Here is a 13,306-nt window from a genome sequence, read left to right as displayed (position 1 = left end):
AGGATCAACCTACCTGGCTCTGGCTCTGCTTTGTCCTGATGAGCCTGGGTCAGCAACTGCTGGGCTCCCCCGACTCGGCCGGGCAGGGCTCACCGGCGACGAGATACGGCACCATGACGGAAGCACAGCCCCCGGTCCCTGGCCAGGAGTTGTGGATCACCCGTGCAGCGTCGGTGCAGTTCGCGGGCCAACGCTTCCTGTTTCGGGTGATCTCGGTGTGCCCAAAGCCCACCTACCAAGGTTGGGCCTGGCTGACCGGATACGTGCTGGACAGCCGGGGCATCGCGGTGGACAAGCGGGAGATCTTCGTGCGGCTGATCGGTCTTCGCCCAGCTCAATGCCTCGTCCGGTAACCAGCGGCGAGCGGGATCGTGTCCTGGATGGCCCTGCTGCTGGCAGACACTGGCGCGGACGTGGCCCCCGCACCATGGGTGTGGATCGACCGACCACACCCGCCATCCGCCGTCGTCACGGCGAGTCTCGAACCGCCACGGGTGCGGACTGCCGTGCATCATGAGTCCGCCGCCATCGGTCGGCCACCACACCGCCCCGACCTCGGTCGCGACCTTGGTGGACGAAGGCCGATGCGAGAGCGGTCAGGTCGCCGGTGCGCCAGACGATGGCGTGGTCGAAGGTGGGACCGTGGGCGATCGCGGCGTGGAAGGCGTCGACCAACGGCAGGACGCGGCGGGCGATGGCGGCGGACATGTAGCCGAGGTGGAGCTCGCATGTGGTGCCGTGGCCGGTGGCAATCGCTCGCACGATCGCCGTCTGGACCTGTGCGTAGGCCGGGCCGAGCTCGTCCAAGAGCTGCCGGCCGAGCGGGGTCAGCTCCACCCGCGCGTGCTTCTGTCGAGCAGTGGCGCCCCGAACCGGCGCTCGAGCTTCTTGATCGTTTGGCTGACCGAGGCAGGCGCGACCCGCAGCCGCTCTGCGGTGCGGGTGAAGTGCAGCTCCTGAGCCAGAGCCAGAAACACCTCGATGTCCTGCCGTTCCATCCCCCCATTGTTCACCCTGGCTGAACGATTGTTGACAAACCCGCCGTTGATGGCGGGGCTGCCGGTGTGCAGGATTGCCCTGATGTCACAACGAACCGCAAGACTGACGATGTGGGAAACGGCTGCTGGCTCAGCATCGCTACCTCGTCCTCGGCACCGCGGACGGCGAGGGTCGGCCATGGGCCAGCCCGGTGTTCCTCGCCGCCGACGGGCTGCACCGGGTTCTGTGGGTGTCCTCGCCGGACAGCCGGCATTCACGGAATATCGCAGCGCGTCCGGAGGTGGCGATCACCGTCTTCGACACGGCTGCGCCCGTCGGCGGGGCGGAAGCGATCTACCTGGAGGCAACTGCGGAGTCGGCTGGCGACGACGCCCGCGCGGCGGACCTCGCCTTGCTTAACACCCGCCTGCCGACCGGTCACCAGCTAGTGCCGGAGGACCTCGAACCGGCTGGGCCGTTGCTGGTCTACCAGGCCGCAATCTCCAGGCATTTCGTGCTCATCCGCGGCGGAAATGCCCGTTTCGACAACGTCACCGATGCCCGGCTCGCGGTGTTTCCACCCGACCCCGAGCACACCACCCACACCCTCTGAAGGAGACGCATGGCAAGGCTCATCTACTCGATGATCACCTCGCTCGACGGCTACGCCGAGGCGGCGGACGGAAACCTCGGCACCGGGGCGGATGATCCGGAGGTGCATACCTTTATCAACGACGTCTTCCGTCCCGTCGGCACGTACCTCTACGGCCGACGGATGTACGAGACGATGGTCTACTGGGAGACCGCGCACACCAAGTCCGACCAGCCACCGCATATCCTGCAGTACGCCCGCGACTGGCAGGCCGCGGAGAAAATCGTGTACTCCAGGACGCTGGAATCGGTGTCCAGCGCGAAGACCAGGATCGAGCGGACCTTCGACCCGGACGCGGTGCGCAGGCTCAAGGCCGAGGCTGATCACGACCTGACCGTCGACGGTCCGAACCTCGCGGCCCAGGCGATCGCGGCCGGCCTGGTGGACGAGTACCACCTGTTCATCACCACGAGCGTGGTCGGCGGCGGCAAGCGGTTCTTTCCCGACGGCGTGCGCCTCGAACTCGAGCTGGTCGAGGAACGTGCCTTCGACAGCGGCCTGATCTACGCGCGCTACCGGACCCGCTGAGCCGCGCCGGTTGCTGACATTGCGCCGGCTTCAGCTGTGAGGCGCTGGGGGCGTACCGCCACCTACATCGCCGTCGCGGTGCCCCTGATCTACTGCCTGACCCGATGGGCGTGGGCGCTCGGCATCCCCCTCGGCGTATCGCCCGAGTTCCTGCGGGCATCTCCACAGGCCACCGCGGGTTATCGCTCGGCTACCGACCTCGTGCATGGTTGGCCGGAGTGGCGGTTCACGTCATCGGCCGGTGGGGTGTGGCTGGTAGGGCCTTGAGTGGCCGGGTGGCGTTGTCGGTGCGGTCGGTGCGTTGGTGGTCGGACAGTAGGCCGGCGATGGCGCGGATGGTGGCGTCGAAGTGTTCGCGTCGGCCGTGGTGGCGGGTCAGGATCCGCGAGTTCTTCAGGTGTCCGATGACGTGCTCGACCCGGATGCGTTGCGACGAGTGCCGTTTGCGGGCGGCGTCGTGCGCGGCGATGACGCTTGGCGGCAGTGACTTCTGGTGTTTGCGTGGTGTGGGTCTGGGTGTGATCACCGCTGCGGCGGTGTCGGCGCCCAGTCCTTGGTAGCCGGCGTCGGCGAGGACCTGGACCCCGAGCGGCGCGTGGAGCAGGAGGTCGACGAGGCCGGCGGTCCGTGCCTGGGTGAGGTCGTGCATCGAGCCCGGCCGGGTCTCGCCGCAGAACAGCAGCCGACCGGCCGGATCGCAGATCACCAGGGCCTTCATCGTGTTCACCCCGGGCCTTGCCGGACACGAACCGGTCCCGGCCTGCTCGGCCCTCGGCCGGCCGGCGGACCCGCACCTCGGTGGCGTCCATCAACGCCCGCGGGTGGTGGCCCAGGTATGCCACCACGTCCGCGAGGCTGTGTAGCCGCACGCCGTCGTGCACCTGGCAGCCGCGTTCGGCCAGCAGCGGCCGTACCTCGGCGACGCTGCGGGTGATCGTCGAGCGGTGCACTCCGAACCAGGCGGCCACCACGTCATGGGTCAACCCGTGCCGTAGATGCATCAGCGTGGCGACCAGCCGGTCGGTGAACACGAACTGGTGTTTCGCCCCAGCGCCAATTCCACGCCGACGCGCCCGCGCGGCAAGCCGATCACGGTGCCGGGCCTGCCAGCGCGGCGCCAGCTCCGCAACCAGGCCCTCGATCACCCGCTGGGACAACCCCGTCATGATCGCAGCACCAACCATGCCAGCAACAACGATCATCGATGCTCAAAGACCCGCATCCATGCACGAGGTCGTTAGTCGGCTTTTGTGTCGCGGACCTCGCCCCCGACGGACACCGCCACAGTGGCGCAGTTGACCTAAACCTCGCCCGACACGGACCCGGCTCCCGGGGTCGAAGCTGGCCACCGGCGGCCACCCCTCCCCCTCCCAGGATTCGCGACTCGCCTGATCACCTCGGGTGTGCCGACCCGACCGACGTGCAGAACGCCCTACGGCACCCCAGTCTGCGAATCACGCTGGAGACGTACGTGCACTGGTGGCCGAAGAAGAACCGCCGCCGGAAGTTCGTCAGCACGGCGCTTCGGGAGGCTGCGGGCAACCGCTCTGGGGTGGCACTTCCGGGCTGAGTTGTGCCGGATCTGTGCCAAACGATCAATGACCAGCGTTTCCGCTGGTCATTGACAGTATGGGTGGAGCTGAGGGGATTTGAACCCCTGACCCCCTCGATGCGAACGAGGTGCGCTACCGGTCTGCGCCACAGCCCCTCCGCCGGCGGACCGGCGTCGGTCCCACCCGGCTTTCACCAGGCGGGCCGGCGACAAGGCTAACAGACCGGCCCTGCAGGGAGCGAACCACCCCTCGGCGCGGCACGATCTTGGCACCAGACGGCCGCACCGACCCGAAATCCGCCAGGATCGGCCCATCCACAGCCCGCGACGCACGGCTCGCCGCAGGTTGCGGTGTCAAAGGGCTGGGTTGGCCCAACGTGCCGCAAAGGAAGTCGATCACGCCGCCGCAGAGCGCGTCGATCACGCGAACGCGCCGAAGGACGCCGACCAGACAGTCGGCCGTTCAGGCGGAATGGGAGCCGCGGCCGGAGGAGTAGGGGCGACCACGCAGGCCACCGGCGCGGCGGTACATCACCGAGCCGCCACCGCTGGCCGCCGCCGGCAGGTTGCCGTCCCGGCCGATCCCCATGGCGGTGCGGCGTACCGCCTCACGCTGGGCCGCCAGCCGGCGCTGCGCCTCCCGGCGGGCCGCCGCCCGGCGGGCCTGCTCGCGGCGCACCTCGGCCTGTCGCGCGGCCAGCCAGGCCGCCTCCCGAGCCTGGAGACGCCGCCGCCGGCGTTCCGCCACCGCCCGCGCCCGCAGATGCACCACGTACGCCGCGAGCAGCGCGCCGGTGACGGAGAAGCTGATCCAGAAGCCGGGGCCAACCACGACGACGCCGACCAGTTCGACGAAGTTGAGCAGCAGTAGGGCGGCGAGCACCCGGCGGCGGCGATAGATGGCGGGGGTGTGGTGCCGGCGCGTTGGCGGCCGACGCCTGGCGCGCCGAGGTGGGGGCGGCACAGCGCGCAGCCGGCCGGAGCGGCGGGCCGGGGCGGGCGGCGCGGAGACGGGAGCAACCAGACCACCCGTAGCCGAATCTTCACTCAGGGTAACAACAAGGGTGCGGGCCGGGTTCAACGGTCGCCGACCGGGCACAGTACGACGCCGTCGGCGACGCTGGAGCACCCGCGCCGTCGACTGCGCCCGCTCCGCCACCAGCCGCTCGGTGGCGTCGTACCGGCGGACGAGCGCCGGCGCGAGAGCGAGCAGGCCGGCGGCGGCGAGGACGGCGAGGAGCACCGAGGTCGGCACCCTCACCCCTCCCGTCACCGAATTCGGGGCAACCACCGGGCTGCCGCAGGATCTTCCTTGGACGGTCGTCCGGGGCGCAGATCGTACGGGCGGGCAGTGCTTGCCACAGCTTGCAGTTACCTGAGGTTACGGGCTGTCAACTGTCATGCCAGCGCGCCGCGCCGATCCCGTCCGTGGGACGGCTCACCCGCCGACGGCCCGGATCCGGTGCCAGCGGGCCAGCAGGCCACCCTCGGCCGCCACCTCCTCGCTGGTCATCGCGTATCCGATGTGGTCGCGCCACGCCCCGTCGATGTGCATGTAGCGGATGTGGTACGCCTCCTCGCGGAAACCGAGCTTCTCCACCACCCGCCGGGACGGCTTGTTCTCCGGCCGGATGTTGACCTCGACCCGGTGTAGTCCACCTGGGCCGAAGGCGTGGTCCACAGCGAGCGCCAGCGCGGTGGGGATGACCCCCCGGCCGGCCACCCGGGAGTCCACCCAGTATCCGACGTACCCGGAACAGAACGCCCGCCGGACGATGTTGCCGACGTTGAGGTGGCCGACCAGCCGTTCCCGGCCGTCCTCGCGCAGGCAGACCGCGAAGGGCAAGCCCTCGCCGGCACGCGCGGCACGGCGCTGGTCGGCGTGGACATAGCGGAACGCGGCCGGCGAGTTGGTCTCCTCCCAGGTGCCCGGCAGGTGTGACTCCCACGGGGAAAGCCACGCCTCGTTGGCGCGGCGCACCGCCGACCAGGCGCTCGCGTCCGACCGGCGGTACGGCCGCAGCACCACCGGCCCGTCCACCAGCACCGCGGGCCAACCGGGCGCCTCCGAGAACCAGCTCACCGGGTCAGCCTCCCATTCCCCGGCGCTGACGCCGCAGCCGACCGCTCACCGGCGCCGGTCCAACAGCAGCACGTCCACGGTGGAGCCGGCCGCCGCGGTGGTGACCCGCTCACCGAGGACCATCAGCCCGTTCGCCTCGGCCAGTCCGGAGAGGGTGAACGGCCCGCCCGGCAACGGTTGGACGGTGTAGCCGCCGCCGCGCCGCTCGGCGACGTGCGCGGGGCGGAACTCCCGCAGCCCGCCAGGGGACGTGATGGTTTGCAACAGGTGCGCCCGGACGCTGGGCCGGAACACCGGCTCGGCCCCGGCCAGCAGGTTGATGGCGGGCCGGGCCAGCACCTCGAAACCCACCAGCGCCGCGCCGGGTTCGCCGGGAAGGCACACCACCGGCACCTCCTCGGCACCGACCGTACCGAACCCGAGTGCGGTGCCGGGATAGAGCGCCACGTCGGTGAAGGTGACCGGCCCGGCACGGCCACCCTCCCGGCGGGACAGGATCCGGCGGACCATGTCCCCCGGGCCGGTGCCGGTGCCCCCGGTGGTGATGATCAGGTCGGCCCGCAGGGTCTGGTCCTCCAGCAGGCCCCGCAGCCCCTCCGGGTCGTCGTCGCAGATGCCCACCCGGTACGCCAGCGCGCCCGCCTCGGCCGCGGCGGCCGTCAACGCGTGCGAGTTGGCGTCCACCACCTGGCCGGGTTGGCTGCCCCGGCCCACATCCACCAGTTCGTCGCCGGTGGCCACGATGACCACCCGCGGGCTCGGCCGCACCACCACGTGCCCGATCCCGGTGGCGGCCAGCACGGCGACCAGCGCCGGTGAGACGTAGGTGCCGGCGCGGGCGAGCAGTGTGCCGGCGGGCAGTTCCTCGCCGGTGCGGCGGACGCCGTACCCCCGCTTGGGGGTGCGGAAGATCTCCACCGCGGCCATGCCCTGGTCGGTCCACTCGACCGGGACCACGACGTCCGCGGCGACGGGCAGCGGCGCCCCGGCGGCGACCGAGAAGCACGAGCCGGGGGTGAGCCGCACCGGCCGCCAGCTCGCCGCGCCCAGGTCGCCGACCACGTTCAACCGCACGGTACGGCCCGGCCCCCCGGAGGCGACCGGGCCGTAGCCGACGAGATCCTCCCAGCGCGCGGCGTACCCGTCGACCGCCGCCTGGTCGAAGGCGGGGAACGAGTGCGGGGCGACGACGTCCTCGGCGAGGACGTTGCCGTACGCCTGGGTGAGGTCGAGGTCGAGCGGAGGCAGCGCGCGTAACCTGCGCAGCACGCTGCCCAGGTAGTCGGCGAGCGGCGTCAACTCGTTCGCGGCCGCCTCGGCGTCGGCCGTCGCGGTCATGTACTAGGACCGCCCGACGCGTCGGAGTTGACGAACTCGACCAGCCACTTGCGGAACTCCGTTCCGAGGTCGTCGCGCTCGGCGGCGATCTGCACGACTGTCTGGAGGTAGCCCAGCGGCATGCCTGTGTCGTAGCGGGTGCCCCGGTAGACGATCGCGTGCACCGGCACCCCCTCGCCGCGCAGCAACTCCATCGCGTCGGTCAGCTGGATCTCGCCGCCGCTGCCCGGCTCGGTGCGCCGGATCGCGTCGAAGATTCGCCCCGGCAGCACGTACCGGCCGAGGACGGCCAGGTTGCTCGGCGCCTCCTCCGGCTTCGGCTTCTCCACCATGCCGGTGACCCGGACGACCTCGCCGATGTCGGTCAGTTCCGCCTCGGCCGGCTCGACGGATGCGATGCCGTACCGCTTGGTCTCGGCCGGGTCGACCTCGAAGAAGGCCAACACCACACCGCCGGTGCGGACCTGGAGCTCCAACATGGCCGGCAGCAGTGGCTCGGACGGCTTCACGAACTCGTCGCCGAGCAGCACCGCGAAGGGCTCGTCGCCGACGTGTGACTCGGCGTACCCGACGGCGTGGCCGAGACCGAGTTGCTCGGGCTGGCGACGGGTGTGGATGTCGGCCAGTTCCTCGGTGCGCTTGACGGCGGCCAGCAGCTCGGGCTTTTCCGCCAGCCGTTCCTCCAGGTCGGGCCGGCGGTCGAAGTGGTCCACCATGGCCGTCTTGCCGCGTCCGGTGATCAGCAACACGTCGGTGAGGCCGGCCTGGGTGGCTTCCTCGACGATGTACTGCAGCACCGGCCGGTCGACGACCGGCAGCAGTTCCTTGGGGACCGCCTTCGTGGCCGGCAGGAACCGGGTGGCCAGGCCCGCGGCCGGAATGACGGCCTTGACCGCGCGGGGGCGGCCGGTCGCTGCGGACGGTGAGAGGTTCGCTGAGTGCTCCGACATGTCGCGAGACTATCGGCCACGGGTCTGCCGCGGCGGGTGAGGACCGGAAGACGCGCCGCCCGTCGCCGGCCGCGGCCCACCAGGGGCGGGCCGGGACGCTCCGGCGGCGTGCCAGCCGGCGCCCTGCGCCGTCGGCCGGCTCCCGGGACCGGCCCTGGGCAGGCCGTCCTCCGGGCTCACCGGGCCGGCCGGCACCGCGATCTCCTCGGTCACCGCGATCTCCTCCGTCACCGCGTCCACCCGCCGGGCGGCGACCCGGTAGCCGTCGCGCCCGGCGGCCTTCGCCGCGTAGAGCGCCTCGTCCGCGGCGTCCAGCACCTCCTGTCCGGTGTCGGCGTGGTCCGGGTAGACGGCGATGCCGATGGAGACGGTCACCGGGATGGACAGCTGTTCGTCCACGGTGATCGGGGTGTCCCGCAGGGCCGCGCCGAGCCGCTCCGCGACGATCGTCGCGCCCCGGGTGTCGGTCTCCGGCAGCAGCAGCACGAACTCCTCGCCACCCTGCCGGAACGCCAGGTCGACCTCGCGGATCTCGCCGCGCAGCCGCCGGGCGAACTCGGCCAGCACGGCATCCCCGGCGGCGTGGCCGTACGAGTCGTTGACCCGCTTGAACCGGTCCAGGTCGAGCACGAGGATGCACAGCATCCGCCCGAACCGGTTGGCTCGTTCCACCTCGCGGCGCAGCGACTCGCGCAGGTAACGGTAGTTCCACAGGCCGGTCAGCGGGTCGGTCAGCGAGAGCCGCTGCGCCTCCTCGTGCACCCGGACGTTGTCCACCGCCACCGCCGCGTGCCCGGCGAAGGTGCGCAGCGTGACCAGGTCGTCGTCGTCGAACTCGGCGCCGCCCAGCCGGTCGTACAGGATGAGCACCCCGACGGCCGGGTCGGCGGCGGCGGGCGCGGTGAACGGCACCGCCACGTACGTCTCGCAGCACGGCTCCCCCGCCGGGGCCTCGGTCGGTTCCACCCGACCCCGCCGCGCCTCCCCGGAGGCCGCCACCAGACCGATCATCCCGGCTCCGACCGGCACGCGCAGCGGCTCGCCCACCGGCAGCCGCCCCTCCAGCCCTTCGGCGCACCGCCCCACCAGCGTGTCGCCGCCGTTGTCCAGCAGAAACACCGCCCCGGCCCGGGCCCCGGTCGCGGCGATCGCGCTGTGCAGGATCACCCGCAGGATTCGTTGTAGGTCGTGGGTGCTGGCCAGGGTGTCGCCGAGCACCGCGAGGTGCCCGCGCAGCTGGTCCCGGCTGCTGGTAAGCGCCGCCACGTAGCTGGCGGTCTCCCGGGTCATCCGGTTGAACGCCGCGGCCAACCGCCCGATTTCGTCCCGACTGCGCACCGGCACCCTGGTGGTCAGGTCGCCGCGGGCGACCCGGTCCGCCGCGCCGGCCAGCTCGACCAGCGGCCGGGTGGTCACCCGACCCAGTCGCCAGGCGGCCAGCACCGCCAGCACGACGGCGAGCAGCACCGCGCCGAGCAGCACGGCGGGCAGGCCGGCCGGTCGCTCACCGGGAACGGAGAGGACCAGCGGCAGCGGCTGCCCCGGCGACGGGCCGAGGCGGCGCGCGTACCGGCCGTCGGGGGTTTCGGTGATCTGCTCGCCGGTGGCGGCCAGCACCGTCTCCCGTACGCCGTCGACCTCGGTGGTGAAGGCGACCCGGTCGGCACCGCCGTCGAGCAGGGTGACCGCGACGCCGGTGGCGGCGGCCAGCCGGCCCACGAACGCCGGGTCGACCACCTGGGCGGCGGCCACCGAGCCGAGCGCGGTGCCGGCCGGGTCGCGCAGGTCGACCCGGGCGCTGATGGCCCGCACCGGCCCGTCGGCGGCTCCGCCGCCGGCGCAGTCGTGCCAGGGGGTCGGGGGTGCCCCGGGGGTGACGTGGGTGGTACTGCCGGCGACATCGGCGACCAGGACGGCGGTGGCGAGCCCTCGGTTGACCACCTGTCCGGCGGCGCCGGCGCGGGCGGCGGGGTCGGTGCGCAACGCCACCGCGTCGGCGGCGGCCCGCAGCTGCTGGCAGAGCGCGTCGACGGAGGTGCGGACGGTGGACGCGGCCAGCCCGAGACGTTCGGCGGAACGGCTACGGTCGACGGCGGTCAGGGTGACGCCGACGAAGACCGCGCCGATCAGCACCGGCCCGAGCACCACCGCGAGGAAAGCCGCCGTCAACCGCGCGCGTAGCGTCAACGCTTCCCCCCGGAAGTCCCCGGCCCGTTCCTGCGATGCTGACACAGAGCGACCGGTGGACACACGTTGCGTCAGGAGTGTTGCGTGACGGATTTTTCTGATGGCGCGGATGCCAAGCGTGCGGCCCGGGTCGCGTTGCTGGCCACCCGCCGGGCGCTGACCGCCGCCCAACGCGCCGACGCCGCCGCGTCCGTCGTGGCCGAACTGGTCGATCTGGTACGCCGGTTGCGCCCGCGCCGGATGACCGGGTACGTGCCGGTCGGCTCCGAGCCGGGCGGGCCGGACCTGCCCGAGGTGCTGCGCGCCGCGCTGCCCGACGGCGCCGGGCTGCTGCTGCCGGTGCTCCGCGACGACCTGGACCTGGACTGGGCCGCGTACACCGGGCCGGGTGCGCTGGTGGCGGCCGGGCGGGGGATGCGCGAGCCCGCCGGGCCACGGTGGGGACGGTCGGCGATCGCCGGGGCGGAGCTGGTGGTTGTGCCGGCGTTGGCGGTGGACCGGCGGGGCCTGCGGCTGGGCCGAGGCGGCGGCTCGTACGACCGGGCGCTGGCCCGGGTCCCGCAGACCACGCTGACCGTGGCGCTGCTGCACGACGGCGAGCTGGTCGAGGCGCTGCCCGCCCAACCACACGACCGTCCGGTACGCGCCGTGATCACTCCGTCGGGCGGCGTGCGTACGCTGGACGGCGCGCCCGGTGTCGATCCCCCCACGTCCGCTGGACGAACCCGGGTGCCATGACGCACCATTGGCACTCGAAGACGTCGAGTGCCAACCGGCCGTGCCAGATCCGGAGGAGAACGTGCCCACGTACCAGTACGCCTGCACCGCGTGCGGCCACCAGCTCGAGGCGGTGCAGTCCTTCTCTGACGAGCCGCTGACCGAGTGCCCCACGTGCGAGGGGCGGCTGCGCAAGGTGTTCAACTCGGTCGGCATCGTGTTCAAGGGCTCCGGCTTCTACCGCACCGACTCCCGTTCCGCCGGCTCGGAGAGCGCCGGCGGCGACACTCCCGTCAAGCCGGCCAAGACCGAGGGCACGTCGTCGGACTCCTCGGCGGCGTCCTCGACCAGCTCGTCGGGTGCCGGCACCTCCGGCAGTTCGTCGGGCACCGGGGCCTCCGGCTCCGCCAACGGCACGGCGAGCAAGACCCCGGCCGCCAGCACCGCCAGCTCTTCCTGACCGTCGTTCCGCCGTGCCCCCGCCGTCTCCGGGCCGCGGGGGCCTTCGGCGTACGCCTTGACCCGCGCCCGCCGGGCCCTCGAATCGCCTGAATCTGCGCCAGATAGGGCTGACCACTTCACGGACGGCACGATTTGCCGCAGCCGGAGTCGATCAACCGGCGGATCGGCCCGTCGGGAGGGGCGCGGCATCGCCGCCCTCGACGACCGCCTCTGACTCCAGGAGTCTCGGGCGAGGAGGGCCGGCGGCGCACGGCCAGGGGTCTGTGCCCTGGAGGTCCCCTTGGCTCGACCGAGGACTTCGACGCAGCCCTTAGCGGATTCGGCCCGACGGGGGACGTTGTCCACAGGCCCTTTGGTTGTCCACAGGCCGTAGCCGTGGGGTGCCCACCGCGGCGGCGCCCCGCCTACGGTACGAACCGGACAACGGGCAGCGGCACGGGCCGCCGTGCCGTGACGGGCGAGAGCCGGAGGTGGTGTCGTGGCGGGCGGTGACCCGACGGGGGCGGGTTCGCTGAGCCCGGTGCGCTGGCCCCGCCCGCCAACCGGAGGAGGGCTGCTGCGGGTCGGGCTGGTCGCCGTGCTGCTCGGGCTCGCCGCACTCGTGCTGGACGGTGCCGACGGCTGCCCCGCCCCCGGGTCGGGCCCGCCGGGGGCCGGCGCCCCACCCTCCGGGCATCCCGTGACAGGCACGCCGGGTGGGCGACACGGCGACGGAGACATCGCGCCGAAGGCCGAGCCGGTCAGCTCGGCAACCGGGCCGAGGGCCGACGGCCGGCCGGGCCCGCTCCCGTTGCCGTCCGGGGCGGTGGGCGTGCCGGTCCGGCTCGCCGAGCCGGCCGCCCTCGCCGTTCTGCGCCCCGGCGCCCGGGTCGACCTGCTGGTGGTACCGGCCGGACAGGCGACGGTTGAGGCGGTGCTGCTGGCGGCCGGAGCGCTGGTGCTCGACGTGGTGGGCGGCGACATCGGCGACGGCTCGTCGGCGCTCTACCTGGCCCTCGGTCCGGACCAGGCGCGGCGCACGGCGGGCCAGCCGGAGGGGAGCCGCTTCACCGTCGTCGTCCGGGGCTGAGCCTCGGCGGCGGATCAGTCCCAGTGTGGGGGACGCTCGGCGAGCAGCCAGTCGTCGTTGCCGCCGCCGCGCTCGCCCCAGCCGTGGTCGGTGTCGTCCACCGTCTGCTCGGGCAGTACCACGAAATCCTCGGTCAGATCGACAGGACGGTCATCGTCGCGTACGCCTGGGTCCAGGATGCTCACGAGCGGCAAGAGTAGCCCAATCTCGGTCGGGGCGCGCCCAGTCGGCGCAGGGACACGGCTCCAGCCGCGCCGCGGGCCGGCCACGTCGGCCGGCGAGGGCACCGGGCGTCGGAAGCGTCGGACGACCGACGGCACCGGGCATTGGTAGCGTCGGACGGCGTGACGACGCCCAGCGGTGCAAGGCACGAGGACGACTACTGGCGACGGCCACCCGAGGAGGCCGGCCCGGCGTCGCCCACCCCCGGGGAGGCTGCCCCGCCCCCAGGGCGCGGCGCCGAGTCGAACATGCCGGGCAACGACGGCCCGGACACCTCGGGCAGCCACGCTCCAGGACGGGACAGCCACGCCCCGGGCGGACCGGGTCCGGAGGTGGCGCAGCTGGCGGATCCTGCCGGCAACGACCGCGCGGGGCAATCAGCTGACCTGCCGCCACCGTCATCCAGCACGGACGGGCCGGCGACCAGCGGCGAGGGCCGCGAGGGAGAGGTGCTGTCGGCGACTGCGCCCGCCACATGGTCGCCCTGGGCCGCCCCGACGGACGTCCCGCCGCCGGCGACATCGGTCGCCCCGCAGACCTCGGGGGGCGGGACGGCCTACCACGGTCC

18 protein-coding genes, 1 tRNA gene and 1 pseudogene are annotated in these 13,306 nt (G+C 72.7%); 9 read left to right on the top strand and 11 right to left on the bottom strand.

All coding sequences use genetic code 11. The features are described 5' to 3' along the window. Positions 1–113: 113 nt before the first annotated feature. The gene (locus E1193_RS13780; RefSeq protein ID WP_132183596.1) at positions 114–353 is read left to right on the top strand and encodes a hypothetical protein; all 240 of its coding nucleotides are present in this window, start codon (positions 114–116) and stop codon (positions 351–353) included. A 115-nt stretch (positions 354–468) separates the two neighbouring features. Here the strand turns inward: E1193_RS13780 and E1193_RS13775 are convergent, their stop codons facing one another. After that, positions 469–837, bottom strand: coding sequence for a hypothetical protein (locus tag E1193_RS13775; RefSeq protein ID WP_243707597.1), 369 nt, complete (start codon positions 835–837; stop codon positions 469–471). Next, on the bottom strand, positions 828–998 hold the full coding sequence (locus tag E1193_RS33140) for a LysR family transcriptional regulator (protein ID WP_243707595.1): 171 nt from the start codon (positions 996–998) through the stop codon (positions 828–830). Before E1193_RS33140 ends, E1193_RS13775 begins: the two co-directional genes overlap by 10 nt. 122 nt (positions 999–1,120) lie before the next feature. Between E1193_RS33140 and E1193_RS13770 the strand changes: the two genes are divergently transcribed. Together E1193_RS13770 and E1193_RS13765 are read left to right on the top strand one after the other, a co-directional pair. Beyond that, positions 1,121–1,591: a pyridoxamine 5'-phosphate oxidase family protein gene (locus E1193_RS13770; RefSeq protein ID WP_132183583.1), complete on the top strand. Its 471-nt coding sequence runs from the start codon at positions 1,121–1,123 to the stop codon at positions 1,589–1,591. Between the two features lie 9 nt (positions 1,592–1,600). Continuing rightward, on the top strand, positions 1,601–2,158 hold the full coding sequence (locus tag E1193_RS13765) for a dihydrofolate reductase family protein (protein WP_132183582.1): 558 nt from the start codon (positions 1,601–1,603) through the stop codon (positions 2,156–2,158). A 226-nt stretch (positions 2,159–2,384) separates the two neighbouring features. On the opposite strand, the gene E1193_RS33135 is transcribed toward E1193_RS13765, so the two are convergent. Then, on the bottom strand, positions 2,385–2,876 hold the full coding sequence (locus E1193_RS33135; protein WP_243707593.1) for a transposase family protein: 492 nt from the start codon (positions 2,874–2,876) through the stop codon (positions 2,385–2,387). A gap of 226 nt (positions 2,877–3,102) precedes the next feature. Beyond that, positions 3,103–3,159 (bottom strand): annotated as a pseudogene (locus tag E1193_RS33130) (transposase family protein); the annotation flags it as partial. Here E1193_RS33130 and E1193_RS33125 point away from each other — a divergent pair. Together E1193_RS33125 and E1193_RS13755 are read left to right on the top strand one after the other, a co-directional pair. Further along, complete coding sequence (locus E1193_RS33125; protein ID WP_243707592.1) at positions 3,154–3,399, top strand: hypothetical protein; 246 nt, start codon at positions 3,154–3,156, stop codon at positions 3,397–3,399. The pseudogene E1193_RS33130 and the gene E1193_RS33125 sit on opposite strands and share 6 nt — an antisense overlap. 179 nt (positions 3,400–3,578) lie before the next feature. Further along, on the top strand, positions 3,579–3,728 hold the full coding sequence (locus tag E1193_RS13755; RefSeq protein ID WP_243707590.1) for a hypothetical protein: 150 nt from the start codon (positions 3,579–3,581) through the stop codon (positions 3,726–3,728). 64 nt (positions 3,729–3,792) lie between these two features. On the opposite strand, the gene E1193_RS13750 is transcribed toward E1193_RS13755, so the two are convergent. From E1193_RS13750 to E1193_RS13725, 6 genes are all read right to left on the bottom strand, one after another. Then, positions 3,793–3,866 (bottom strand) — tRNA-Ala (locus tag E1193_RS13750). 307 nt (positions 3,867–4,173) lie between these two features. Then, positions 4,174–4,971, bottom strand: a complete 798-nt coding sequence (locus E1193_RS13745; protein ID WP_207922689.1) for a hypothetical protein — start codon at positions 4,969–4,971, stop codon at positions 4,174–4,176. Between the two features lie 177 nt (positions 4,972–5,148). Then, on the bottom strand, positions 5,149–5,757 hold the full coding sequence (locus E1193_RS13740; protein ID WP_132183595.1) for a GNAT family protein: 609 nt from the start codon (positions 5,755–5,757) through the stop codon (positions 5,149–5,151). 81 nt (positions 5,758–5,838) lie between these two features. After that, the gene (glp, locus tag E1193_RS13735; protein ID WP_132183580.1) at positions 5,839–7,131 is read right to left on the bottom strand and encodes a gephyrin-like molybdotransferase Glp; all 1,293 of its coding nucleotides are present in this window, start codon (positions 7,129–7,131) and stop codon (positions 5,839–5,841) included. Further along, positions 7,128–8,081 carry a UTP--glucose-1-phosphate uridylyltransferase gene (locus E1193_RS13730; RefSeq protein WP_132183579.1) on the bottom strand — a complete coding sequence of 318 codons (954 nt, stop codon included), beginning with the start codon at positions 8,079–8,081 and terminating at the stop codon, positions 7,128–7,130. The genes glp and E1193_RS13730 overlap by 4 nt, the downstream gene beginning before the upstream one ends. A gap of 9 nt (positions 8,082–8,090) precedes the next feature. Next, positions 8,091–10,268 carry a GGDEF domain-containing protein gene (locus tag E1193_RS13725; protein WP_207922692.1) on the bottom strand — a complete coding sequence of 726 codons (2,178 nt, stop codon included), beginning with the start codon at positions 10,266–10,268 and terminating at the stop codon, positions 8,091–8,093. A gap of 84 nt (positions 10,269–10,352) precedes the next feature. Here E1193_RS13725 and E1193_RS13720 point away from each other — a divergent pair, with 84 nt between their 5' ends. The 3 genes from E1193_RS13720 (at position 10,353) to E1193_RS13710 (ending at position 12,516) form a co-directional block, all read left to right on the top strand. After that, positions 10,353–11,006, top strand: a complete 654-nt coding sequence (locus E1193_RS13720; protein WP_132183578.1) for a 5-formyltetrahydrofolate cyclo-ligase — start codon at positions 10,353–10,355, stop codon at positions 11,004–11,006. Between the two features lie 61 nt (positions 11,007–11,067). Continuing rightward, entirely contained in the window at positions 11,068–11,445 is a 378-nt protein-coding gene (locus E1193_RS13715) for an FmdB family zinc ribbon protein (RefSeq protein ID WP_132183593.1), read from the top strand. Positions 11,446–11,925: 480 nt separating this feature from the next. After that, positions 11,926–12,516: a flagellar biosynthesis protein FlgA gene (locus E1193_RS13710; protein ID WP_243707588.1), complete on the top strand. Its 591-nt coding sequence runs from the start codon at positions 11,926–11,928 to the stop codon at positions 12,514–12,516. A 14-nt stretch (positions 12,517–12,530) separates the two neighbouring features. Here E1193_RS13710 and E1193_RS31870 read toward each other — a convergent pair whose 3' ends face one another. Then, the gene (locus tag E1193_RS31870; protein ID WP_165945729.1) at positions 12,531–12,701 is read right to left on the bottom strand and encodes a hypothetical protein; all 171 of its coding nucleotides are present in this window, start codon (positions 12,699–12,701) and stop codon (positions 12,531–12,533) included. 159 nt (positions 12,702–12,860) lie between these two features. On the opposite strand from E1193_RS31870, the gene E1193_RS32475 reads away from it, so the two are divergent. Continuing rightward, positions 12,861–13,306 (top strand): hypothetical protein (locus E1193_RS32475; protein WP_207922688.1); only part of this gene is annotated, 446 nt, incomplete at its 3' end.

The sequence above is a fragment of the Micromonospora sp. KC606 genome, assembly GCF_004348675.1.
GTDB lineage: Bacteria > Actinomycetota > Actinomycetes > Mycobacteriales > Micromonosporaceae > Micromonospora.
This window is presented reverse-complemented; position numbering and strand designations above follow the sequence as displayed.

Bases quoted from the DNA above. Each gene is read 5' to 3' on its own strand.
- E1193_RS13780 (WP_132183596.1), top strand. From the start codon at position 114: ATGACGGAAGCACAGCCCCCGGTCCCTGGCCAGGAGTTGTGGATCACC.
- E1193_RS33140 (WP_243707595.1), bottom strand. From the start codon at position 998: ATGGAACGGCAGGACATCGAGGTGTTTCTGGCTCTGGCTCAGGAGCTG.
- E1193_RS13765 (WP_132183582.1), top strand. From the start codon at position 1,601: ATGGCAAGGCTCATCTACTCGATGATCACCTCGCTCGACGGCTACGCC.
- E1193_RS33135 (WP_243707593.1), bottom strand. From the start codon at position 2,876: ATGAAGGCCCTGGTGATCTGCGATCCGGCCGGTCGGCTGCTGTTCTGC.
- E1193_RS33125 (WP_243707592.1), top strand. From the start codon at position 3,154: ATGCATCAGCGTGGCGACCAGCCGGTCGGTGAACACGAACTGGTGTTT.
- glp (WP_132183580.1), bottom strand. From the start codon at position 7,131: ATGACCGCGACGGCCGACGCCGAGGCGGCCGCGAACGAGTTGACGCCG.
- E1193_RS13730 (WP_132183579.1), bottom strand. From the start codon at position 8,081: ATGTCGGAGCACTCAGCGAACCTCTCACCGTCCGCAGCGACCGGCCGC.